Consider the following 24653-nt stretch of genomic DNA (forward strand, 5'->3'; position numbering starts at 1 on the left):
TTATTACACTCCTCTTATCGAATAATGGTTGCGATATGTTTTCATTTCTGAACGTTTCAGCGCTTTTGTTGAGGTCAAAATTTCAAATGGTATATCTTTCGGTACATTGACACACGCAAAGTAAGTCGGTCCGAATTTAGAACTATCTAATAGAACAAAAATTTGATGTCCCACTTTCATCGCAGTTTCTTTTACATACGCTTCTTGTTCATCAGGTGTTGTCAATTTACCTTCTGCATTCATACCATTCATACCGATGAATACTTTATCGAAATGATAATGTTTCAAAGTTTCAATTGCTCGCGGTCCTACAGAAGCTAACGTGCTCGCTTTCACATCTCCTCCGATAATCAACGTTTTAATTCCACGTTGTAATAATGCTTCGACATGGGTTAAACCATTAGTAACTGCGACAATTTCTTGTGCTGTAATGTGTTCTATCATTTCATAAGTTGATGTCCCTGCATCAATATAGATGCAATCATGATCTTCAATTTGAGCAGCTGCGATTTTTGCGATTTCACGTTTTTCTTGTAAGTTTCGCTCTTTCTTCTCTGACATTTTCGGTTCACTCAAGGCTGTTGTTTTGAGTGTGGCCCCGCCATGAACGCGTTGTAATTTACCCATTTTCTGTAACTTAGATAAATCCCGGCGAATCGTTGAAGCGCTGCATCCTGTTAAATCAATAATTTCTTGTAGTGTTAAAAACTCTTTTTCTTTTAATAGTTGTATAATCAGTTCAAACCGTTTTTGCGTTATCATATCGCCACCTCATTTCTTCTTTATTATAAGCGCTTTCTTAGTCGTTTTCAATCAAAATCTTTCAAATTCATTCAAAAACAATCACAATTTGATAAAAAAGATGAGCATATGCTCATCAACACTGCTCATCTTTAATTGGCTTCATGTGTCGCAACATCCGCTACTTTTGCCTTAGTTGCTTGAATTAATTCTGAAACCTTCACACCCATTTGAACACCAGGCTGACCTCCGCTCACAAATATTCTTTCATGTTGTTGTGCAGATTGGTCAATCACTGTTGGAAATAGATGTTTCATGCCAATTGGAGAACAACCTCCTCGAATATAACCTGTCACTTTCGTTAATTCATCCAACGGAAGCAAATGCAGTTTCTTTTCATCTACTGCTTGTGCCGCATGTTTCATATCTAAATGATGTTCCACTGGAATCACAAACACATACGGGTCGTGATTATTATTAATAAATAAAAGTGTTTTAAACACTTGATCCGGATTGGCATCAATTAGTTTAGCGACTTCTTGTCCTTCAATATGATCTTTACCCATTTTAAATGTACGCATTTCATAATCGATGCCTTCGCGATCTAAAATACGCATCGCATTTGTTTTCTTTTGTTTCATTGCGTTCACCTCACTCTTAATATAGCATGCGAACACAAATCATGACATAAAAAAACAAGGCGTTCTAACATAACTTCAACTCTATAAGTGAGTTCAGTTGTCAAAACTGCCTTGTTTTGGAAAATGCTGAAGCCATTGATGGCTCAACTCATTTGTGATCGACGTCAATGAAATCACAAATAATGAATTAGATTCAGCTTCACTCTTATGCGCTGCATCTGCATGTTGTGTTGATGGTCCCCCTGCCGCTTTACGGTATGTTGGCGGCGCATCTGAGGCTGAATGATCAGATGAGACCTGTTTGTCACTTTGCATAAACGTAGATACTCCATTTTGGAATTTTGCGAGTTCATTTTCATTTGTGACTAATACTAATAAGAAAATCAAACAACATGAAAGAATGGCAGCGGACACCCATAAAATAAACGCTCTCATTCCTAATACCTCTTAACCTCTATTTCGTGATTTCAATATTAACATAAAATATACGACATTTTGGTAGGTAGTAAGCTATTTAAACCAAATGTAATATACGTAATATATGTAACAGAACCGACACGAAAAGAAGCAGGTTAAAGTTTAATTGTGTAAGAGCTTTCAATAGTGTGTTAACTGTCTTTCAGAAGCTAAATTAAATTATATTTTCTTTTTATCATATTCAGAAAATGACAAACACACGGCTTGTATGACAATATATTACGATTGAGTATGATTATCAAAGGATTATTACAAAAATCAAACAAGCAACCCGGTTTCAGATTGCTTGTCTCTCTAACTCTTATGCTTGTGCTTGAATTGCCGCTTCTCCTTGTTCAATCGCAGTTTGAATGAAGTTATGCGCCGCTTCCAATTGCTTTTGTTCTTCGTTAGACAACTCAATCGGCAAACGTTGCTTCATACCATTTCTATCAACCAACGTTAATAAGCTTAAGGCACCATCGACTAAACCATATGCACCTTGAACTAATCCGCTGACAGGTTCAATACTATGTTCATCAAACAATATCGATTGTGCAAGTTGAACAGCTGCTCTTGAAATCGCTGAGTTTGTCCAACCTTTTTTCTTGAAGACATCAAAAGCTACTTCATCGATTGCCGTAGAAATCGCTCCGCGGTCAATTGGCGCATGACCCGTTAATTGTTCAAATTCCGGTAATTCAATTCCATGAATACGCACGCGACTCCAGATTGGTACACAATGCGAACCGTGTTCTCCTAATACAAAGCCTTCCACATCTTTAGGATCCACATTATAGTGATCAGCAATTAAAGTACGAAAACGTGCTGACTCTAAAATGGTACCTGTACCAATCACTTTATCTGATGGATAACCGGCTTGATGTGCAAGATACGTCATCGCATCCACTGGATTTGAAATTAAAATGACGATAGCTTCTTTCGTCACAGCCGATAATTGTTTAAACACATCATTTACGATAACACTATTAACTTTCGTTAATAATGTACGATCTTTCATGTCTGGTGTGGAAGCCGCACTCGCTGACACAATTACCACATCCGCATCCACTAAATCTTGATAACCACCTACTTGAACTTTTGTACGATGTGTATGATTCAAACCTTGTATATGATGATGATCTAACACTTCACCTTGTGCTAAATCATGATTAGTATCAATCACGACAATTTCTGAGAAAAGTCCTAAATACTGCGCATCTGTTAAGACTTGGCTGCCGACACGTCCTACACCAATAATTCCTAATTTTGCCATATTCATTCGACTCCTTTACTTCGCTTCATATGGAATAACGTCTTTACCGTATTCTTTCTTAATGAATTCTTTCATATCTTTAGACTGTAATATTTTGATTAATTCTTGGAATTTTTTATCGTCTTTATGACCTTCTTTAACTGCTAAAATATTCGCAAATGGTGATGATTCATTTTCCATCACAATCGCATCTTTAGAAGGTGTTAAACCATTATCAATCGCATAGTTTGAGTTCATAATAACAGCTGCACCTTCACCGCTTTTATATGTTTTAGGTAAGAACTCTGCACCTTGTTGATTATTGAATTTTAAGTCTTTTTTATTTTCAACAATGTCATCGAATTTCGCATCTTCAATTTTCACGCCATCTTTGATTTTCACTAACCCCTCATTAACGAAGAAAGATAAGAAACGTCCTTCTTCAGCAGGATTGTTTGAAACGTAGATTGTTGAACCTTTTGGAATATCTTTGATGTTTTTATATTTTTTACTGTAGACACCCATTGGTGTTGTGAAGACTTTGCCTACTTCTTCAATTTTATAACCATGTGATTTTCTTTCAGCTTTTAAATAGGGTACGTGTTGGAAAAGATTCGCATCCACGTCGCCTTTATCTAACAACTTATTTGGTACTTTATAATCATTAACGACTTTAACTTCTAAGTCATAACCTTTATCCTTCATAGCTTTTTTCGCATGTTCTAATACCTCACCATGCGGAGCTGGAGAAGCTGCTACTGTAATTTTCTCCTTGTCTCCACCCTTGCCGCACGCTGCGAGTACGACCAGTAATACCAATAACCCGATTAAACTACTTACTTTCTTCATTTCCACTGCACCATCCCTATGTAATATTTATCAAACCACCCTCATCAAAAGAAAAAAGCCTTCTCATTAAAATAAGAGAAAGCTTTTCATTCTTTCTCTCATCTTCAAAAGTCTATGACTTTTTGTGAATTAGCACCACTTCGTTTACACGATGGTTGCTGGGCTTCGTCGGGCACATCCCTCCGCCTCTCTTGATAAGAGTTCTATTTGATTGAATTGTATTAAGGTTACCACCGGTGACATATTTCGTCAATATCATTTTCAAATTTTTCAGATAAGTCTATGCTAAAAAGTATGCTGTTGATACTCAACAGCACACGCAAGTTATTGTTATTAACTTTGTTTCAGTTTTCTGCTTTTTCTAATTGTCTTCTCAATCATAATAATTACAATCCCTAATAACATAACTGTCATGGACATATACAATGGGAATTCTAAGTTCACATCATATAATGTCCCTGCAACGAGCGGACCTGCAAAGTTCCCCATACTTGTGAAAGTAGAGTTTAAACCGCCTGCTAAGCCTTGACGATTACCCGCAATATTTGAGAAGTAATTAGTTATGGCTGGACGTATCATATCAAAACCGATAAATACAATAAAACTGATAATCATAATGGACCAGTAATGATGTGCAACAATCAATAAAAACAACATGATTGCTGAATAAAGCAGTGATAATTGTATAAATGTTAATTCTTTAAAGTACTTCATAAATTTATCGAATAAGAAGATTTGGAAAATCGCACCTGCTAAGCCACCGCCTGTGATCGCAATTGAAATATCTTTCGGTGCATAGTGCGCTTTATCTGCAGTATATAATGGATAAAGCGTTTCAAATGCTGCAAGTCCGAATGCTAAAACAAACGTAATGATAACCGGGGTAATAAAAGCTTTGATATTAATTTTAGCTAAATCTTGCGGTTCGATAACTGTATGGAAACCATCTGTCGTTTCGCGTTTTGCGCCTTGAATGAAGAATAAGGAACAAAAGAATGCCACAATACCTAAGCTTCCGGCAAAGTAGAATGGTAAACGGTGAGAGAATTCTGCCATAAAGCCGCCAAAGCCAGGTCCTAAAATGAAACCGGAGTTAATAATTGCTGACATATAGCCGAAGTTCTTCGCTTTGTCTTCAGGACGTGAAATATCTGCAATCATCCCTGTGACACCAGGCATAACCATTCCTGCACTGAAACCACCAATAATTCTTGAAACAATCAAAAGTGGATAGTTGCTGCTCATCGCGAAGATAAACTCAGAAACAGCGAATAATACTAAACCAATACAAATAATTAATTTCTTTCCTAATTTATCAGCTAAGTTGCCTCCGAATGGTGAAATTACCATTTGCGCTAACGCAAAGGCCGCAACAAGAATACCTAAATCACTTCCATTTAAACCTAAGTCCTTTAAATAGACGGGTAACACCGGTACAACTAATCCGATACCTAAGAAGACTAGAAAAATATTAAAATATAAGGTGATTAATTGCTTACTCATGATTTCCTCCTTTATTGCGTAGTTTAATTCAGTCAATTTTCATGACTACCTATTATACACCAAAGTTATTCTGTGGCTCAATCAAATAATATTGAATTATTTTAGTCTGATTCTTCCCTCATTTCATATTTCTATGCTTAACGTCTCTTGCTAGTGCTATACTTTTAATTGATATCTAGGTTGAAAACCTGTAATATATTCATCTAAATACGTCTGAAAAACCAATTTTACGGTTTTCAGATAATCCATCCATTAGCATGGATGTTTAAAGAGAGGACTTTGAAATGCAATCACGTTATATTGCACGCATATTATTTGTGATATTAATGCTGCTGACATTGCCTTTAAATCAATTTTATCAATTTATGGCATTGAACTTATTCTTAGCATATATTCCTTTCGAACTCGTTTGGTTACTTAAATTATTTATACCTAAACGACGTTTCGAATGGCCGCTATTTATTATTTTCGCAGCAATCTTTGTCTTAATCTTCCCTAATACCTTTTATATGGTGACAGATCTGATCCATCTTAATCAATTTGCTTTTAGTATTATGCAAGGTGTCAGACCTATAGAATGGTTGTACTTCACCTTCTTAGTCGGCGGTGTATGTTTTGCGGTTTATTGCTATATCTTAATTAATATTGAATTATTCCATTTAACGAATAAACCTTTATTCAACTACATCATTGTGATCGGCTTGATGTTTGCGAATAGTTTAGGAATTGCGATGGGACGCTTCTTAAGATTCCATAGTGTCTACTTAGTCACACAACCTCTATCTATTATCAGAGATGTTGTTCAATTCTTAGACGGGAGAGGTCTTTTCTTCTTATTCGTCATGACCTTGCTACAAGCAATCATATTGATAATGGTGAAAGGAGTGCGCATGGCAAAATGACAATGCAACTTCTTGTTTTTATTGCGGTACTGATAGTCATCCAACTGATTATCGGACACTTTATCCATGAGATTGGCTTTTCATTTCTAGTCAGTATCGGTTTAATGTTGTTACCTCTAGGTATTGGTATCTACTTGCTTCAAATCGCTTATTTTGAACAAAAGTACCCAAATTGGGAAGTACCATTTAATGTAAAACTACGTTTGAAATATATGTATCTTTTAACATTCTTAGAATATATCGCACTTTATGTGTGCTTCTTTGTATGGTAACACTAAAACTTGCATGTTATTTCTATAGAAAAGACGATGGATCTGACCATCGTCTTTTTTGAATTCATTATGATTTTAAATTAAACCTAACCATTTCCAGTATGTGAAGCTGAAGATTAGAATCAATACATAACCTACAACTGTTAATGGAATACCTGCTTTTAAGAAGTCTTTAACTGTAAACGTGCCTGAACCATATGCCAACATGTTTTGTGGTGCACTTACTGGTAGTAAGAAACCGAAACTGATGACAAATTGTTGTATCAATACAAAGCCGATACTTTGATCGCCTAAATGTAATGTTGCAGTTAAAGAGATGAAAACTGGAATCAAGGCAGAAGATAAACTTGTTGCACTTGCGAAACCTAAGTGAATTAAGATATTAAATAACGTAATTAATGCGATCGTCGCAATCAATGGTAAATGTTGTAATCCCATTAAACCGAACGTCTTATCACTTAACCACTGCGCACCGCCAGTATTTAACAATATGTTTCCTAGTGAGATACCAATACCAAAGACAATAATTGTACCCCAAGGAATATGTTTTTCCGCTTCCTTCCAATTCATCACACCAATTTTAGGCGTTAACATAATCGCCATCGCGACTAAAGTGATTGAAGATGAATCAATCGGATGTAATACTTTCTCAGTTGACCAGAAGAATAGTAATAAAATAGAAATCGCAATTAAGCGCCATTCACGTGGTGAGACTGGACCTAATTTATTCAGTTCTTTCTGTATTAATTCTTTACCGCCCTTCACTTCTTTTTGTTCTGGCGGCATGACTTTCAACATAATAAAATAAAGTGCAATCGACATTAATATAGACCAAGGTGCTGCATATAAGAACCATTGGCCCCATGAAATATCATGACCGAAACTTTGGTTGATAAAGTTTACCGCTACGATATTCTGAGCTGCCGCTGTTTTAATACCGATATTCCAAATCGATACAGCTTGAACTGCAGTGATAATTAATAATCCTGCAAGTTTACTTTCTTTAGAGGCTTTAAACGCCGCAATCATCCCTAATAAAATAGGTACGACCGCCCCGGCACGCGCTGTCGCAGAAGGTACGAAAAACGCTAAAATAATAGATACTATAATCGCGCCTGCCACAATACGGTTGGTCTTATTGCCCACAATCGATAAGACTAATAACGCTAAACGCTTATGCAAATTAGTAATCTGCATAGCTGCTGCTAGGAAGAGTGCTGCTGCTACTAAAGCTACGGCTGAAGTTGAGAAACCGCTGAATGCTAGTTTTAAAGCATTGCCTGTTCCAAATAAATCCGCACCATGTAAAGCGGCACCGTTAGCTTTCGGATTTCCTAGTTTTTCTGCTAAATTTTGTACAGGACTAAATCCTAATAATAGTATCATCAAGGCAACAATCATCGTTGAAGATACTGGATAAGAGACCGCTTCTGTCACCCACATAATTACCGCAAAGGCTAAAATCGCAAGCGACATTTTAGCCATTACCGGAATACCGCTCACTGGTATCAGAACAATCGCAATCAACACGACAAAACTGATGATTATCCATAGCGGTTTAACACTCTTTTGTTTCTTGTCAGATTTCACTGTTGTTTCCTTTCTTGTCATCATGATTTCCTCCCTCATTTGTTCGCTGTACTTAAATCGTACATATGTTAAATATTTAAAATGCAGCATGCTGATTCAACCCATACATAAGCATGCTTATTTTCGAAATATTTAATCATTTTCATGTCCATTATAACAAGAATGCGGTTACAAAAAGAGGGTTATTCGAAATTTTGTAAAATTTTTCACAATGACACTATAAAGTACAAAAAAAGAGACGAACGTGTTAGAAGCATCCGTCTCCTGTTCCAATATATAATAATTTACTTTACCACCAAATTTATGAATATTTTAAAGCACTTTTCACTTCTTCTACTGCATCTGCTGATGCTTTTAATTGTGCTTTTTCATCATCAGAAAGTTTTGTTTCTATGACTTGTTCAACACCATTTTCACCAATTAGTGTCGGAACACCTAAACAGATATCATTAAAGCCATATTCACCTTCTAAATACGTGATTGCAGGTAATACACGTCTTTCATCTTTCAGTATCGCTGCAGCCATTTCAAAAATCGCAGCGGCTGGTGCATAATATGCTGATCCATCTCCAAGCAAGCCGACAATTTCAGCACCGCCTTTACGCGTACGGTCTACAATCGCATCGATTTTATCTTGATCTAATAATTCAGTTATCGGGACGCCGCCTACTGTTGTCGTACTTAATAACGGTACCATCGTATCTCCGTGGCCGCCTAATACTAATCCAGACACATCCGTACGGGCAACATCCAATGCTTCTGCGATAAATGTACGATAACGTGCTGTATCTAAAATACCTGATTGACCTAACACACGATTTTTAGGAAAACCTGATAATTTATACACCGCGTACGTCATCGCATCTACAGGATTCGTCAGCACGATAATCGTGCTATCTGGTGCATAAGTTTTGATACCATCTGTTACTTGTGCCATCACAGATTCATTAATTTGAATCAAATCATCACGACTCATACCCGGTTTACGTGCGACGCCTGCAGTGATAACCACAATATCTGATCCTGTAATATCTTGATAATCAGATGTTCCTTTAATTTTGTTGTTGAAATTGAAAATCGGTCCGCTTTCTGAAATATCTAATGCTTTGCCGCGTGCTGGTTTTTCATTTTCAGGTTTATCTAATAACACCACATCTGCCAATGTTTTTTCAGCTAACATAAATGCCAAGGTTGCACCTGTATGACCTGCACCAATAATCGCGACTTTTCTTTTCCCCATCTTGAATCCCCCTTAATACGAATTTTTTGTCTCTATACATTCTTATTTACTTTAAGAATATCAAAGCTAGTCGCATTAATAAAGAAAACGTTTTCATTTCTTTTGAATACTTTATGACATAACAAAACTCCCTCTATATAAAGCGTTGGAAAACACTAATAGAGGGAGTTCAATTTAATGATTTAATCACTTAGTATCTGCCCGCAAACTGAGCAGTTGCTGAAATGGTAAACATAATACCGACAAAGATAGTTAATACTAATAATAAAATCATCGTACGTGTATAATGCTTAATAAACGCAACGAATAACAACACTGCGTTATAGATGAAGAAAATACCGAATAATGTCAACACAACGGTTGGTGCTGAAATAATCATCGTAAAGAAAAAGATGATAATCGCAAATATAATATATGGAAATACGATAAGGTTACGTTCAAAGCGCATACGTGCCCGTGATTGTTCTTCTGAATTCATTTCTTATTCTCCTTTATTTCACTTATCAAGGGATATCTTGACCTAAGACTGCCACATAAATATCAAACCATTCTTGGTCCGTTAAATTTAATTCTAATCCTTTAACCGCATCTTGCATGCGTTCAATTTGACTTGTACCCATAATCGGCATAATTGTTGCCGGATGTTTCATCAACCAAGCTGTGACAATGCTGGCTGGGGCTACATTATATTTATAAGCAAGCGGACTGATAATAGCCATCACACGTTTGGATTTCGCATCTTCTACATTTAGTAATTTACCGCCTGCAAGCGGACTCCACGCCATGATTTTAACGTCATCCTGATACATATGATCAATCGTTCCATCATAAATAGGTGCTGCATGATACGGTGAAACTTCTAGTTGATTCACTGCGATATGCAGTTTATGTGATTTGATGCCTTGGTTTAGCAAATCATATTGTGTGTTATTGAAATTAGAAACACCGAATGATTTAATTTTACCTTCTTCTACTAAAACATCAAGTGCATCTCTCACTTCATTTGGATTCATCAGTGGTGATGGACGATGAATCAATACAGTATCAAGTGTGTCTGTTTGTAAATTGTGCAATGAGCGATTGACCGCTTCTACAATGTGTTGTTTGCTTAAATCGTAACGATGGCCATCAAATTGTGCGAATTGGTCTGTCGGCAAGATAATTCCGCATTTCGAAACTAATTCAATTTGATTCCTAAGTTCTGGTGATAGTGCCAAGGCTTCACCAAATAACTGTTCACAACGATAATCTCCATAGATATCTGCATGGTCCATTGTCGTTACACCCATTTCGACTAATTGATGCAAATAACGGTTTAAGTCTTGGGCTGACATCTGCCAATCATGCAATCTCCAAAAGCCTTGAATAATCTTTGAATAAGTTACGTTACGATTGATTTTAACACGATCCATTGCGTTTACCCCTCTCGCTCATTTCAATTTAATTACAACTTATGTTAGCGCTTGCTAAATTTAAAAATGAGGTTCACTATAGTGTAGTAGGGATTAATAATGGATTAAAATATTTTAGTATTGTATTCCCTACAAATTCCTTGTACTATTAAACGTTGTATTCATTATAGTGTTACCTTGATATGCACGTCAATTTTCAAGTGAACTGCAATGCATCCAATTGATTGCGTAAACGCTCTTTATCGAGTTGTTCGCCAATCAATACGATAGTATTTTGCACATCATCTTGAATCGGTTCGTAATCTGGAAGCCCATTGGCGAATTGGAATAAATACGTTGTTTCTGGTGCATCTCTGAATCTTACATATCCTTTCAAACGATAGACGTTGTCTGGCAAACGTAAGATAAACTGGTAAAACATTTGTCTGTCTATAGGCGAAGTGAAGGTATAAGCAATTGAACTGATACCTTGGTGATGTAAATGTTGGTGTTTCGGCTGCATATTGACTGGCTCTAACGCTTGTAATTCATCAATATTGACTTGACCATAGGTTGTAAAATAGATGGCATCACTCGAATTGATTTGTTTTAAAGCTTCAATCAGCACTTGCTGCTCATCTTGGCTGATTAAATCTGTCTTATTGACAATCAGCGTTTGGCTGACTGCAAGCTGTTCTTCCATCAAGGCTTGCGTTGATTCAGAATAATCCGCACGATGTAAAAATCTAGGTGCGTCAACTAAACCGACCACTAGCGGCGGATTCACATAGTCAGCAAGCAATGGATCATAACAAGCTTGGATGAGTTGGAGTGGATGCGCAATCCCTGTTGCTTCTATAATGACAAATTGTGATTGGTTTTGGTTGATTATTGCTGATAATTGCGCGATAAGGTCTTGTTGCAAATCACAACAGACACATCCGTTCTGCAAGGAAATCGTTTGAATTTTATCTCCTAAGATTTTACTATCGACATCAAAATCACCAAATTCATTCATAATTACAGTGATTTTCTCATCTCTTTTTAATAATTGCTCAGTATAATGTTTAAGGAAAGACGTTTTACCGCTTCCTAGAAAACCTGTTACAATACAAATAGATAATTTACTATTATTATTTCGTTCCAATTTTAACACTCATTTCTAAAGGACTTAATGGTACAATCATTAATGGACATATTATATTATGTTACAACTTGATTTAATGCAAGATATCTTCTAAAATCAATGCATACTTTAATTTTAACATGGCTTGTGAGGAGTCGACAAAATAGATAAAATTTCCACTTTTGTCACTGCTCAAACTTTCACAACAAGACGGAACGAATTCCGGTACACAGAAAAATATAACGGATAGAATGTCTGGAGGAGAACTTATGACTGAAAAACTTAATTTAGGCGGACGTTTATGCTTTAGTTTGTACAACGCTCAAAGACAAGTGAATCGCTACTATTCAAACAACGTTTTTAAGAAGTACAAATTAACTTACCCGCAGTTTTTAGTATTAACAATTTTATGGGAAGAATCACCAGTTAACGTGAAGAAAGTCGTTACTGAGCTTGCGTTAGATACTGGTACAGTATCCCCACTTTTAAAAAGAATGGAACAAGTAGATTTAATCAAAAGAGAGCGTTCTGAAGTCGATCAACGTGAAGTATTTGTTCACTTGACTGAAAAGAGCGAAGCAATTGAAGAAGATCTAGGCGGTGCTTGCAACCACTTAGGCGATATCTCTGGATTAAACAAAAAAGAAGAAAAAGAATTGAATCGTTTATTAGATAAACTGATTGATTCTTTAACTAAGCAAAATTCATAATTTCGAATGCCATTAAAATTAGAGTGATAACTTGCAGTTTTTTCACTTTTAAATAAAGCAAAAACAAAGCGGTTGAGACTTCTGCCATAGAGGTCTCAACCGCTTTTTGCATTTACTAACTCGTTTGATTTAAAGTTACCATATCATAAAGAGCACCACGTTGTTGAAGTAAACCTTCATATGTGCCGCTTTCAATAATTTGTCCCTCAATCATCACTACAATACGATCAAATTGCGGTAACAACTCTAAATCATGCGTTGCGACAATAAGTGTCGCGCTTTCGTTAAAGAGCCTTTGCATGACGTGATGACTATTATGCCAGTCTAGTGCACGCGTGGGTTCATCTATTAACCAGACTGGCGCTGTTCTTAAGAATAGTCTTGCAAGACAAAGTCGTTGCAACTCTCCGCCTGATAGTCCTTCTCCACTCATAGTAATTTCATAATCTAAGTCAATATATGCTAAACCTAAATCATCTAAGACAGCACGCATTTCATCATCACTTTGATCTGATAATAAATTATCACGCACTGTACCATCAAAGAGTTGTTGTTGTTGAAGTAATACATTGAAGGTCTCTGCTTTAGCCGCTTCAGACATCTCATACACAGATTGACCATGATAAGTAACAGTGCCATGTGCAGTTTGGTATAAGCCAGCTAGCACTTGAAGCAAAGTACTCTTGCCTGAACCTGAAGGTCCAATTACCGCAAGTTTTTCTCCTGAATGAATATCTAATTGAATATGTTCTAATACTTTTGTGACTTGATGTTCATATTGGAATGTCACATCATCGACTACTAATGCCTGAGCATCATTCGTTTGTTTCATTTCTTCAGATGTCTTTGGCACTTCTTGTAAGACTTCTTCGATTTCTACTAATGCTTGGTCTGTATCTGCTTTAAAGTAAGCTACATTACTCATCGTTACTGCTTGTTCAAACAACGTCAATAACATCAACACAATACTCGTTAAATAAATAACATCTAATTGTCCGTTTTGAACTTGTATGACACCCAGCCATACGCAAAAGAATAAAGCTAACATAGAAACTAAATCTAGCATAAACTCATAGAGCGTTAAAAAGCGTTGTTCATTACGTTGTTGATGGCTGTATTTAGATAATGCCTTAAGTACAGATTGATGATAAGATTTCAATTGTTTGAAGCGTGCCAGTTCCTCATAACCTTCCTTATAATCGTAGAAACGACTTAAAAACGATGAAGCATCTTGTGCTGCACGTGCATTCAATAGTTGTGCACGCTTCGCAGAAATCCATGGTAAGATTCCTAATGAAATCAGCATACTTACCAATAGCAAGACTGCATGCATCCAAGAAAAGAACCATAGGGTCAATATGGTAATACCTGCTGTGATACCAATCACTACAGGTGGATAATAAACACGTAAATAGATATTCTGTAATGCTTCTACACGCGATACCATTCGCGCAATCAAGTCGCTTGATTTAAATTTACGGTAAATATCCGGTACGACTTGAATCAGACCGCTGAAAAATTGTGTTCTGATATCCCTTAACATCGTGAAAGTTGTGCGATGTGAGTATAAACGTTCAAAGTAGCGCATAATCGCACGGATAATCCCAAACATTTTCACACTGACCACCAAGACAATCAAACCATATAACGGCACATTTTTCGCAGCTTGCGCAATCATTAAACCGCTAAGAAAGAACATGCCGATTGCGACTAAGCTGCCGATTACACCAAATAATATCGCTAAAGCTAAATCTTTATCTAACTTAAATCGAATACCGTGTCGTTTCATTGTCTATCACGTCCTTTATCTCTTTGTGTGGAAATGACTTGGTCATCTGTCACAATACGCCCCTCTTCCATATAAATACGACGTTGTGCCATACGAATCGTACTTTCACGGTGCGCAATCATAATGACTGTACTGTCTTTAAAATAAGTACTTAACGCTGCTTGAATCGTACGCTCTGTCCAAACATCTAACCCCGTCGCAGGTTCATCAAAGACTACCAACTCTGGATGTGCTAACAATACACGAGATAATTCAATACGTCGCATTTGTCCTCCAGATAACATTTCTCCGCCTTCTCCGATATACGTATCAATACCTTGAGGCAATTGATTGATTTTCTCCATCAAACCAACCGCTTCTAGCACTTCAATCACCTTTTCATCATCTGTGTCTTCAAACATTGAGACATTTTCTTTAATTGTCGCATTGAAAATATAAGGTTGTTGACTTAACACACCCATTTTCAATCGTTCAGATTGAAAAGAGATATAACCAGCTGTCGGTTGTCTGCGTTGCAAGATTAATTCAGAAAGTGTTGTCTTCCCTGCACCACTTGGACCGACTAAAGCAATCTGTTCACCTTTATAAATATTAAAAGTCACATCCTTAACTGCTGCTCTATCTGCTTCTGGATAGTGATAGCTTACTTGTTCTAGCTGAATCAATGCATCTTGTTGAGGGTTAATATATCGTTTCGTTAAAGTAGTCTCGTCAGCTTCTTGATCTAATGCCTCAAATACTACATCCACAGCACCTTCACTTTGTTTACCTGTATGGAACGCTTGACCAAGGTCTTTAATAGAATTGTAGAACTCTGGCGCTAAAATAATCGCAATCGCAGCGGTTTCAAAAGTAAGATTATGAAAGAGTACTAAACCAAGTCCTGCTTCTAGTGCAACTAAACCAATTCCTAATAAGCTGATGAATTCCAATAACAAACCAGATAAAAAGGCACTACGCAAAATTTTCATTGTTAAATCTCTAAAGCGTGTACTCTCTTGATAAATGGCTTGCTCAGCTTGTTTAGAACGATTAAATAGTTTTAAAGTGACTAAGCCTTGCGCTAGGTTTAAAAAGCGCTGGCTGAACTGCGTTAAATATGTCATTTGTTCTTTAGATTCATCCCGTGTTTTTAATCCAAAAATAATATAGAACACGGGAATAAAAGGCGCTGTAATCATCATAATAATCGCTGTATTCAAATGAATAAAACACATTGCGATAATAATAACTACAGGTACCAGCACTGCCTTAAATACTTGAGGAAGATAGTCTTGATAAAATGGTGTAATACCATCAATACTTTCAGTCATCACGCTCATTTGTTCACCGACAGGTTGTTTCGTAGGATGATCTACCATACGACGACGCAATGTATTTTTGACTTTGTATGCAAGTTCTGTCCCCATCCGTTGATTAGACATGTTCAGTACTGCACGTAATAATAACGCTGCTAATAAGATCATCAACATTGTCTGAATACTATAATGATGTGAAGTTTTAATCAGCATTTCGTCTAACACTTTCGCAATGGTCACATTTTGAATGACTACGATGACAGCTAACATCGCACAAATGATGCCCATAATGATCGGGTATTGCTTGTATTTCAGTGCATAACGCATTAAATGTTTCATCTTTTTCACCCTTTTATTTTAATCAGGCCATTGATTTCGACACAACAAAGGTGGAACACGTATGTATGTCATGCATACCTGTCCCACCCATTTTACTTTCGTATCATCTTTAATTAATAGATATCAGGACGTCTGGTGTCCTTTATAGTCATTTGTGTCAAAAATGTCTTACCTTCAACTTAAAACATATAAGTAGAATTTTCAATTTATTCGCCTCAAAATTAATTTTAATTAAGAAATTAACCTTCATAGTTTTGTCATAATTTTTAATACTCCTACATCTTAAGTCTTATCTTTCAAATTACTGCGAGAATTAGTAGCACAAAGAATTTTTTATATGCTATCATAAAAGTTGTTTCAACTGGTATTTACATACATTCATACAAAATATATTTTGAAATAAGGAAGGTACGCTATGTTATTGTTAGAATTACTCAAAGCGCTGATTTTGGGGATTGTCGAAGGTTTGACAGAATTTGCGCCCGTATCCTCAACAGGACATATGATTCTTGTAGACGACATATGGCTGAAATCGACGAGCTTCTTAGGTTCAGAATCTGCATTCACCTTTAAAATTGTCATACAGTTAGGTTCTGTATTTGCGGTAGCGTGGGTATTTAGAAATCGTTACTTTGAAATGTTCCATCTTGGAAAGTATAAACATACGGCACAATCTTCGGAACTTACAGAAGGAGAAAATTTAAGCAGAACAGCACAATCTAAACAAAAACGTCTAACGATTTGGCACGTTTTAGTAGGGATGATTCCTGCTGGTGTTTTAGGTTTATTATTCGATGATTTAATTGAAACATACTTATTCAGTGTGCCGACTGTTATGATCGGACTTTTATTAGGTGCGTTCTATATGATTTTCGCACAAAAGTTCAGCCGTCGTTACGCACACCGCGAACACCTTGATCAAATCACTTATGTTCAAGCATTTATTATCGGTTTATCACAAGCAGTTGCGATGTGGCCAGGGTTCAGTCGAAGCGGCTCAACAATTTCAACTGGGGTTTTAATGAAATTGAATTATAAAGCTGCCTCTGACTTCACATTTATTATGGCTGTACCGGTTATGTTAGCCGCAAGTGGTTTGTCATTGGTAAAACATATGGAATATATTCATTTAAATCACATTCCATTTTACTTAATAGGCTTTATCGCCGCATTCTTATTCGGATTATTATCTATTCGTTTATTCTTAAACTTAATTAACCGTATTAAATTGGTACCTTTTGCGATTTACCGTATTATTTTAGTTATCTTTATCGCGATCCTTTATTTCGGATTCGGAATCGGAAAAGGCATTTAATTGATACATGTGCCAGCATTGAAATTCAATGCTGGTTTTTTTCATGCCTTCAACCACTGTCGCTTTAACCGTTCAAAAAAGTTGTGTATGATACAAGGGTATTCGTTTATCCCCTAATCACTCGGGGTATTTAAATGTTATATACTAATAAATGGAGGCCATTCAAATGGAGAAGAAACGATTAATTAGAACATTGTTAACGGTATTACCTATCATTCTTGTACCTTTAATTGTGGAAAGAAAACGCATCAAAGACCATCCTGATGTACAAAAATTGAATGATAAAACCGCAGGTCTAAGACAAAGTGTCTCTGACAAGTCTTCACAATTTGCGAGCGGTGTATCAAATAAATCTTCTAAAGCTGCGTCAGCGGTTTCTAATAAATCTTCTGACCTTAAACAATATGTAAGCGAGAAGAAGCAAGAAATCGAAGAGAAACGCCAAGCTAAAAAAGAAGCGAAAGCCAACGACCCAGAACGCATTAAAGCAAAAGGCGACAAATTAGAAAAACAAAATGCTAAAGAAGCTGAAAAAATGGCGAAGAAATTAGAGAAAAACATCGAAAAACGCCATAAAAAAGAAGATAAAGATTCAGAAGCAACACGTAAACGTCTTGTTAAAGAATTAAAAGACGCTCAGAAATATGAGAAAAAAGTTGGACGTGTACCAGGTGGTCAATCTGACAAACAACTTCACAATAAAGGTGAAGAACTTGAACAAGAAAATAAAGATGAAGCTTATGATATGAACCGTATTTTAGAAGATCGCATTGAACAACGTTTAAAAGCTGAAGAAGAAGCAAGACGTGCCAACGAAGAAGAACGCATCGCGGAAATTCAAAAACATGAAAATAAGCCGAATCTTTAAATGACACAAGTCATTATTGATGGTGATGCTTGTCCCGTTACAGATTCAATTATTCAATTGACTGAAGGGACAGGCATTTTTGTTGTGTTGGTACGCAGTTATGCACACTTTTCAATGCGAGACTACCCTGATCATGTACGTATCGTTTACGTCGATGATGGTCCTGATCAGGTCGATTATAAAATTGTTCAATTAGCCGAAGCAGATGATATCGTAGTCACACAAGATTATGGTTTAGCTAATCTGCTGATTAATAAAGTTCAGTACGTCATGCATCATAATGGTATGCTATATAGTGATAAGAATATTAATTCCTTACTCGAACAACGTTATTTGAATGCGCAAACCAGACGCCACGGCGGACGTCATAAAGGTCCGAAGAAATTCTCAGAAGAGATGCGTAACAATTTCGAGCAAGCATTCAAACGTGTGATTAATAAGATTTCTTCTTAGGAGATGACAGTTATGAGCAAATTAAAACGTATTGCAGTATTTTGCGGCGCAAGCAGAGGGAAAGATAAAGTTTACATGGAGCAAGGCTACGCTTTAGGTAAGTATATGGCAGAAAATGGTTATACTTTAGTCTATGGTGCTGGCTCTGTCGGTGTGATGGGCGCGATTTCTAATGGCGTTTTAGATAATGGCGGAGAAGCAATTGGTGTTATGCCAAAAAGCTTAGATGATAAAGAAATTACGAGCCAACGGTTAACGGATTTAGTATTGGTGGATTCACTTCATGGTCGCAAGGCCAAAATGAGTGAGCTTGCCGATGCCTTTATTTTAGCTCCCGGCGGTGCTGGTTCACTTGAAGAGTTCTTTGAAACTTATAGTTGGGCACAAATTGGTATTCACGATAAACCGATGGCTGTTTTTAATATTAATAACTTTTTCGAACCGCTTCACCATCTCATTGACTCTATGATTGAAGCTGGCTTCATTGATGATAAATATCGCGGCTTGGCTCCACTATATAATAATTTAGACGATTTATTCGATGGTTTAGAACATTATCGTTCTGTCGGTACACGTACTTATGATTAATACATCTAAATAACTGATAATAACTTCATTCATAACAAAAAGCGAGAAACATCACCTTGAGTTTCTCGCTTTATTCATTCAGCTTTTTATAATATCTGACTTGTGTTTTGAGCGGATGTGCTGCTGACACATTCGGTAATTCATAGTCTTCTAAATAATGCATACCGATTTTTTCCATCACTCTTCTTGAAGCCGTATTTGTTTTGGCTGTCAGACTATAGACTTCTTCAATACCTTTATCCTTTGCATATTCAAGCACTGCTTTTGCCCCTTCTGTTGCGATACCATTGTCCCAAACCTCAGGTATCAAACGCCATCCGATTTCAAAGAAAGGCAGATCTTTAAATGGATACTGGCTACGTTTAGGAAGGTAATTCAATCCAATAAAGCCGATCCATTCTCCGCTTTCTTTTAATTCTACCGCAAACAAACCAATACCTGATTGTTTCAGTTGTTTTTGCATCGCCTGCATATCCAATTCAGAACGGCGATAGCTTAATATGCTTGGGAAGAATCTGCGAACTTGTCGATTCGCATTCATTTTTTGAAACGGCAATAAATCTTTATCTTCCCAATCTCTTAACTTTAAACGTTGTGTTTCCAAATATACACTCATTTGATTCCACCTCGTACACCCATTCAATCTCTTGTGCTCTATCTAAAAAATTGATATACAAAAAAGCACTTTTGTAAAGTGTCCTCTACTCGTGATAGTAATATAAATCGATACGACTTCACTTACAAGCGCCTTTTTGTATACTTTATAAGATTGTCGAAAATGCTGTATAGTTGCGATTATGCTTGAGGAAATTCAGAACGCGTATTGTAACTGATTAGTTGCACAGTTACAGGCACTTCTTGCAAACGATCACGTTCGCTTTTAGGTGCTGTAAATACTACGTCAACAAAATCACCTAAATGATTTAATTTATATGTCGCTTCAAACGTATCTGTATCTGATTCGAAATTAGGTTTTTGAGCAACTCTGCGTCTTACTTGTGCTGAAGGTGCTTCATGTTGATAGCCTGTAATTTTTTCGATGGCATTACCGACTTCTCTTAAAGTCATCTTATTACCTTCTAATTCAAAAAATTGTTGTTCGTACATGATTCAATCGACTCCTTTAGTTCGTTTATCCATTACCTATTTAATACCCTTCTGACTTTTCAAACAAACGCTTAAGATTGTTTGTTTTCCTTCTTGTCAGAATGTGGTGACTGTGTCTTCTGGTCATTTTCTTTAGTTGTGCTAGAAGAAGCTTTCGCTGATTTTTCCTTCTTATCTTTAGCTTCTTGTTCTTTTTTAGCTTTATCTTCTGCTTCAGATTGTTGTTTTGCTCTTTCTGTCGCAACTTTATCTTTCACTTCATCCTCTAACTTATCAACGCGTTCTTTCACCGTTTTTTGTTCTTTCTCAAGCTTTTCTTTCTTATCTTTTAATTGTTTGTTCTCTTTCTTTAGTTGTTTGATGTCATTTTCCAGTGCTGTCTTCTCATCACTTTTACCACAAGCGCTTAACATCAAAGTTGAAGCTAACAGCACCATCATCACTTTCTTCATGTATTTTTAACTCCTTTAACCATGAATCCAACGCTTATATAACGTCAATTTGCTATGTATATTTTACCATGTATCCGCCTTCGCTCATAGTTTCCACACATACACTAAAAAAAGAAAGAAAAATGATAACTTCAATGATTGATTTATACGCTTAATTTAGTCATAATATGCTTGATTGTATAATATGAATCGGAGGGTAAAGCAATGGCTAAATCTACAGAACAATTGATGCGCGAAAACAATGTAAAAGCGTTGCATCTTAATAATACAGACCGCGAAATTTTTGAAAGCTATATGACTTATATTCGTGCTGATTTGCGCGTTAACCCTCATGATTCCGAATTAATGTTGAATCGTATTTTAAAAGAACTGTTAAAATCTGAAAACCAAGGTATGTTGGCCATGGATTTCTTTGATCATAACCCACGTGCCCACGCGATAGAAACGATTAAAAAGCTTAAAAACGAAACGGTACAAAATATCTTCAAATATATTTGGCATCACATTTTGTTTTTACTAGGAATTTTTTCGTTCTTCAAAGGATTTGTCGGTTTCTTTATAGGTGAAAAACCTATCTATTATTTCACCTTCCCCATCATTGTATTAATTGGATTATTTATTATCTTTTTATTCGTATGGTGGATTTTCAAGACTGTACAAATACAAGCTTTCAATAAGTCTAATTGGGTTTGGCTTTTAACTTACGCGGTTATTTTCGGCTTGATTGCATTATTATTCTATGTCTTATATATTCCGCAATCTTACCTTACATTTGGCCCGTCTATCCATATTGGTAATTGGACATTTATTATCATTTCATTCGTCATCACGCCAATTGCATTTTATGTCGACCATCATTTTGTGAAGAAAAACAGCAATACTTACTTATAAACAATTAAAATAACAGCCTCAAAAGCAGGAATTACCCTATGCTTTTGAGGCTGTTATTATTTGTTTAACTTTCAGTAATATTAATTGATTAAAATTGCTAAGAAGAACCAAATGACCATAATAATCATGACCATGGCTTGTGCTGCAGTACTTGCTAAAAAGCCGACAACTGAACCGAAACTTGCTTTAAGCGCAGTCATTGGATCGCGTCGTAACACCATCTCTACAATAAATACTGCAATTAATGGAACTAAAATAATGCCGAACGGCGGGAAGACAAAACATCCGACAATCACACCGATTAAAGCTGTGATTTCTCCTGCTTTAGAACCGCCAAAACGTCTTGTAAAGTATTGACTCATCATAAGATCAGCCACAAAAATAAAGATAGTTAAAATAATCATTGAGATATAAAAGACCCAAGATAATTTTCCGTTATGAAAACCAATTTGATAAATTAAAAATCCAATCCACATCATCGGCATTGACGGGATAACGGGTTTAATTAAACCAATAAACGCGGTAACAAAACACGCAATAATCAATAACCATAAAATTGTTGCTAGCATGGTAAACCTCTTTCTTATTCAATAAATTTCTGCTCTTTTGTAAAGAAGATTAAAATCATTCCTAATGCTAAAGAAGCAGCGGATACATAGAATACATTCCCTAATCCTACGATTTGACTCATCATACCGCCAAGTAAATTCCCGCATAATTGACCGATGACCAACGCATTCGCAAATAAAGTTGAAGAATAACCCGGGAAATCAGGCAAGATGTCTTGGAAGTAACTAATACCAATCCCTAATAGTACTGCTAAAAACATTGCTAAAAAGACTTGGCCAAGCATCATCATATAAATATTATCAAACACACCGATACTGAAGAAGAAGAGTGCACCGAATAATGCGCCAAATATCAATAAGGTCCTTGTTTCAAGTTTTGCAGACAAAACACCTAAAATAATCATAAATGGCACTTCTAAGCCCGCACACAAGCTCGCAAGCACACCGACATAGTCTTCACTCTCATGAAGATACTTCGTCACAAATAGAGGCATATTGAGCGTATACATCCACTGTCCAATATGCAGTAAAATAAAGGCAACAAACGGTACAATTAATTTTTTGTGTGTCAACATACTCGGTGCTTTACGTTCGATATGTGTACCTTCTTCTATCGGCCGATTTGTTTTCACTTCTTTAAAGAAGAAGACTTGAAGTAACAGTGTAAATAATAAAATAACTACTGTGCCTCCGAATAAGCCGGCATATCCCATACTTTTATTTAATAAGGCTCCGATTAACGGACCAAATAAGAATCCGAATGAAAACATAGAACGTAATACAGTGTTAGCAAATTTAGCACGACCGCGTGAAGAAGATGCATTGATAGATTCACGTGCTGAAGCATAAAGTTGAGGCATTGCAGGTGCGAACAAACCTTGGAACAAAGCATATAACGCAATGTACAGCCAGATTGTGTGAACATAGAAGTAAATACCGAAACTCATTGCGCCCATAAACAGCGCACCAATAATCAAGACTTTTCGATTTACATTCCCTTTATCAGAAAAACGTGCCACAATTGTATTAACAGTAAACTGACTGATTGCGGCAAGTGCTAATAAGACACCAAACTGAGTAGTTGTCATACCGAGTTCATTTGTCGCAAATAGAACTAGATAAGGAATCGTAATCGCAATTCCCATACCTACCAGCATCATATTAACCACGAATAATTTATAATTTTTAATATGCAGTAACGCTGCAAACATAGTCTAACCTCTCTTAAAACTTATTTATATAACCTCTAGTTTAATCAATTTTCCTACCTTTTGGAATAGATGTACAACGATTTCATCTAAAACACAATGCAATTTCAAAAGACAGCGTTTTCATATACAAACATGAGAAAAAGACACCCTAACTAGGATGTCTTATGTACACATCAGTTATTTCTGAGGTGCTTTCGCAATATCATTGACGACTAATTCTACAAATGATTCCACTTGAGGCAATTGCAGCATACTAGAATCGTAGCTTAAATACGTCGAACGCACTAACGGATGTGTTTCTATATCAACTTGTTCAAAATCAAAACGCTCTGTGTCTAAGTCTTTAACCATAATTTCTGGCAGTACTGTTACACCTACGCCGCCGACTAGCATTTCCTTACAAGTCGCAACTTGGTCTACCGAAATCATCGCATGATAATCGCGTCCTAAATTACGACCATACCATTCTTTAATCTGGTTAATATAAATCGGATCTGCTTGAAACTCAATGAACGGCAGCTCTGGTGCTTTATCTCTTTGGCCTTTCGGATAAATAAAGTAATGCTTATCATTAAACAAATGTTGATTGTTCAAATTTAAAATTTTACTGCCGCGAATAATCATCACGTGATAATCACGATGATGCGCTTTTATATGGTCAGTAGATCCTACTCTTACTTGAATTTCAACATTGGGGTATTGGTCGTTATAATGACTAAGTATTTGGGGTAATAAGGTTTGGCCGATTAAAGAAGAACACCCTATAGAGATGGTGCCATTTACTTCGCCCATATGTGCTTGCATCTTATCGAAAAATAAACGTTCGCGCTTTAACATATCGCGCGCATGTTCAATTACCATCGCACCTTCAGTTGTAGTGATCAACTGCTTCTTAGTGCGAATAAAAATATCAACGCCGAAGGCACTTTCTATAGCCTTCAGTCGCTGTGTTACAGCAGGTTGAGAAATATAAAGAATTTCAGCTGCTTTACGCAATGTACGTGTTTCATCTAACGTGATTAACAAACGGTAATCCTCAATCTTCACGTTTTATCCTCCTACTTCCTTCAATCCTTTTCTTCTATGAAATAAAAACC

General features: G+C 36.4%; 27 protein-coding genes and 1 riboswitch. Of the genes, 8 read left to right on the top strand and 19 right to left on the bottom strand.

The features are described from left to right. Positions 1-3: 3 nt before the first annotated feature. The 6 genes from BU038_RS00670 to norA all read right to left on the bottom strand — a co-directional run bounded on the left by BU038_RS00670 (position 4) and on the right by norA (position 5445). A complete protein-coding gene (locus BU038_RS00670) occupies positions 4-762 on the bottom strand; it encodes a DeoR/GlpR family DNA-binding transcription regulator (RefSeq protein WP_107604369.1) in 759 nt (252 codons plus the stop codon). 131 nt (positions 763-893) lie between these two features. After that, on the bottom strand, positions 894-1382 hold the full coding sequence (gene ybaK, locus BU038_RS00675; RefSeq protein ID WP_107604370.1) for a Cys-tRNA(Pro) deacylase: 489 nt from the start codon (positions 1380-1382) through the stop codon (positions 894-896). Between the two features lie 93 nt (positions 1383-1475). Next, positions 1476-1817: a hypothetical protein gene (locus BU038_RS00680; protein ID WP_107604371.1), complete on the bottom strand. Its 342-nt coding sequence runs from the start codon at positions 1815-1817 to the stop codon at positions 1476-1478. A gap of 343 nt (positions 1818-2160) precedes the next feature. Next, positions 2161-3114: a lactate/malate family dehydrogenase gene (locus BU038_RS00685; protein WP_107604372.1), complete on the bottom strand. Its 954-nt coding sequence runs from the start codon at positions 3112-3114 to the stop codon at positions 2161-2163. Between the two features lie 15 nt (positions 3115-3129). Continuing rightward, positions 3130-3942 (bottom strand): MetQ/NlpA family ABC transporter substrate-binding protein, encoded by an 813-nt coding sequence (locus BU038_RS00690; protein ID WP_107604373.1) that lies wholly within the window; start codon positions 3940-3942, stop codon positions 3130-3132. Positions 3943-4037: 95 nt separating this feature from the next. Further along, positions 4038-4143, bottom strand: a riboswitch (SAM riboswitch). Positions 4144-4275: 132 nt separating this feature from the next. Beyond that, complete coding sequence (gene norA, locus BU038_RS00695) at positions 4276-5445, bottom strand: multidrug efflux MFS transporter NorA (protein ID WP_107604374.1); 1170 nt, start codon at positions 5443-5445, stop codon at positions 4276-4278. Positions 5446-5729: 284 nt separating this feature from the next. Between norA and BU038_RS00700 the strand changes: the two genes are divergently transcribed. Both BU038_RS00700 and BU038_RS00705 read left to right on the top strand, forming a co-directional pair. Then, the gene (locus BU038_RS00700; protein WP_107604375.1) at positions 5730-6347 is read left to right on the top strand and encodes a DUF1361 domain-containing protein; all 618 of its coding nucleotides are present in this window, start codon (positions 5730-5732) and stop codon (positions 6345-6347) included. Next, positions 6344-6619: a hypothetical protein gene (locus tag BU038_RS00705; protein WP_107604376.1), complete on the top strand. Its 276-nt coding sequence runs from the start codon at positions 6344-6346 to the stop codon at positions 6617-6619. Before BU038_RS00700 ends, BU038_RS00705 begins: the two co-directional genes overlap by 4 nt. A 75-nt stretch (positions 6620-6694) precedes the next feature. Here BU038_RS00705 and BU038_RS00710 read toward each other — a convergent pair whose 3' ends face one another. The 5 genes from BU038_RS00710 to BU038_RS00730 all read right to left on the bottom strand — a co-directional run bounded on the left by BU038_RS00710 (position 6695) and on the right by BU038_RS00730 (position 11987). Continuing rightward, positions 6695-8233: an SLC13 family permease gene (locus BU038_RS00710; RefSeq protein ID WP_428843583.1), complete on the bottom strand. Its 1539-nt coding sequence runs from the start codon at positions 8231-8233 to the stop codon at positions 6695-6697. 277 nt (positions 8234-8510) lie between these two features. Continuing rightward, complete coding sequence (gene mdh / locus BU038_RS00715) at positions 8511-9449, bottom strand: malate dehydrogenase (protein WP_107604378.1); 939 nt, start codon at positions 9447-9449, stop codon at positions 8511-8513. A 190-nt stretch (positions 9450-9639) separates the two neighbouring features. Then, positions 9640-9927 carry a hypothetical protein gene (locus BU038_RS00720; protein WP_107604379.1) on the bottom strand — a complete coding sequence of 96 codons (288 nt, stop codon included), beginning with the start codon at positions 9925-9927 and terminating at the stop codon, positions 9640-9642. 25 nt (positions 9928-9952) lie between these two features. Further along, positions 9953-10861 carry an aldo/keto reductase gene (locus tag BU038_RS00725; protein ID WP_107604380.1) on the bottom strand — a complete coding sequence of 303 codons (909 nt, stop codon included), beginning with the start codon at positions 10859-10861 and terminating at the stop codon, positions 9953-9955. A gap of 196 nt (positions 10862-11057) precedes the next feature. After that, positions 11058-11987, bottom strand: coding sequence for a CobW family GTP-binding protein (locus BU038_RS00730; RefSeq protein ID WP_107604381.1), 930 nt, complete (start codon positions 11985-11987; stop codon positions 11058-11060). A 248-nt stretch (positions 11988-12235) separates the two neighbouring features. Between BU038_RS00730 and BU038_RS00735 the strand changes: the two genes are divergently transcribed. Then, on the top strand, positions 12236-12676 hold the full coding sequence (locus BU038_RS00735) for a MarR family winged helix-turn-helix transcriptional regulator (protein WP_023015420.1): 441 nt from the start codon (positions 12236-12238) through the stop codon (positions 12674-12676). A 115-nt stretch (positions 12677-12791) separates the two neighbouring features. Here BU038_RS00735 and cydC read toward each other — a convergent pair whose 3' ends face one another. Both cydC and BU038_RS00745 read right to left on the bottom strand, forming a co-directional pair. After that, positions 12792-14465 carry a thiol reductant ABC exporter subunit CydC gene (cydC, locus tag BU038_RS00740; protein WP_107604382.1) on the bottom strand — a complete coding sequence of 558 codons (1674 nt, stop codon included), beginning with the start codon at positions 14463-14465 and terminating at the stop codon, positions 12792-12794. Next, positions 14462-16102 (bottom strand): ABC transporter ATP-binding protein/permease, encoded by a 1641-nt coding sequence (locus BU038_RS00745; RefSeq protein WP_107604383.1) that lies wholly within the window; start codon positions 16100-16102, stop codon positions 14462-14464. Before BU038_RS00745 ends, cydC begins: the two co-directional genes overlap by 4 nt. 415 nt (positions 16103-16517) lie before the next feature. Between BU038_RS00745 and BU038_RS00750 the strand changes: the two genes are divergently transcribed. The 4 genes from BU038_RS00750 (at position 16518) to BU038_RS00765 (ending at position 19326) form a co-directional block, all read left to right on the top strand. Beyond that, a complete protein-coding gene (locus BU038_RS00750) occupies positions 16518-17417 on the top strand; it encodes an undecaprenyl-diphosphate phosphatase (protein WP_107604384.1) in 900 nt (299 codons plus the stop codon). A 166-nt stretch (positions 17418-17583) separates the two neighbouring features. Continuing rightward, complete coding sequence (locus tag BU038_RS00755) at positions 17584-18285, top strand: hypothetical protein (RefSeq protein WP_107604385.1); 702 nt, start codon at positions 17584-17586, stop codon at positions 18283-18285. Then, a complete protein-coding gene (locus BU038_RS00760; protein WP_107604386.1) occupies positions 18286-18738 on the top strand; it encodes a YaiI/YqxD family protein in 453 nt (150 codons plus the stop codon). A gap of 12 nt (positions 18739-18750) precedes the next feature. Further along, positions 18751-19326, top strand: a complete 576-nt coding sequence (locus BU038_RS00765) for a TIGR00730 family Rossman fold protein (protein WP_107604387.1) — start codon at positions 18751-18753, stop codon at positions 19324-19326. A gap of 70 nt (positions 19327-19396) precedes the next feature. On the opposite strand, the gene BU038_RS00770 is transcribed toward BU038_RS00765, so the two are convergent. The 3 genes from BU038_RS00770 to BU038_RS00780 all read right to left on the bottom strand — a co-directional run bounded on the left by BU038_RS00770 (position 19397) and on the right by BU038_RS00780 (position 20885). Beyond that, entirely contained in the window at positions 19397-19942 is a 546-nt protein-coding gene (locus tag BU038_RS00770) for a GNAT family N-acetyltransferase (RefSeq protein WP_107604388.1), read from the bottom strand. Between the two features lie 179 nt (positions 19943-20121). Next, complete coding sequence (locus BU038_RS00775) at positions 20122-20433, bottom strand: hypothetical protein (protein WP_107604389.1); 312 nt, start codon at positions 20431-20433, stop codon at positions 20122-20124. 71 nt (positions 20434-20504) lie between these two features. Then, complete coding sequence (locus BU038_RS00780; RefSeq protein WP_107604390.1) at positions 20505-20885, bottom strand: SA0632 family lipoprotein; 381 nt, start codon at positions 20883-20885, stop codon at positions 20505-20507. A gap of 204 nt (positions 20886-21089) precedes the next feature. On the opposite strand from BU038_RS00780, the gene BU038_RS00785 reads away from it, so the two are divergent. Beyond that, complete coding sequence (locus BU038_RS00785) at positions 21090-21776, top strand: DUF1129 family protein (protein WP_107604391.1); 687 nt, start codon at positions 21090-21092, stop codon at positions 21774-21776. 80 nt (positions 21777-21856) lie between these two features. On the opposite strand, the gene BU038_RS00790 is transcribed toward BU038_RS00785, so the two are convergent. The 3 genes from BU038_RS00790 to BU038_RS00800 all read right to left on the bottom strand — a co-directional run bounded on the left by BU038_RS00790 (position 21857) and on the right by BU038_RS00800 (position 24603). Beyond that, positions 21857-22345, bottom strand: a complete 489-nt coding sequence (locus BU038_RS00790; protein ID WP_002481465.1) for a DUF456 domain-containing protein — start codon at positions 22343-22345, stop codon at positions 21857-21859. Between the two features lie 14 nt (positions 22346-22359). Further along, on the bottom strand, positions 22360-23556 hold the full coding sequence (locus tag BU038_RS00795) for a sugar efflux transporter (protein WP_107604392.1): 1197 nt from the start codon (positions 23554-23556) through the stop codon (positions 22360-22362). A 177-nt stretch (positions 23557-23733) separates the two neighbouring features. Continuing rightward, positions 23734-24603, bottom strand: coding sequence for a LysR family transcriptional regulator (locus BU038_RS00800; RefSeq protein WP_107604393.1), 870 nt, complete (start codon positions 24601-24603; stop codon positions 23734-23736). Between the last annotated feature and the right edge of the window lie 50 nt (positions 24604-24653).

The sequence above is a fragment of the Staphylococcus simulans genome (genome assembly GCF_003043455.1).
In the GTDB taxonomy this organism is placed as follows: domain Bacteria; phylum Bacillota; class Bacilli; order Staphylococcales; family Staphylococcaceae; genus Staphylococcus; species Staphylococcus simulans_A.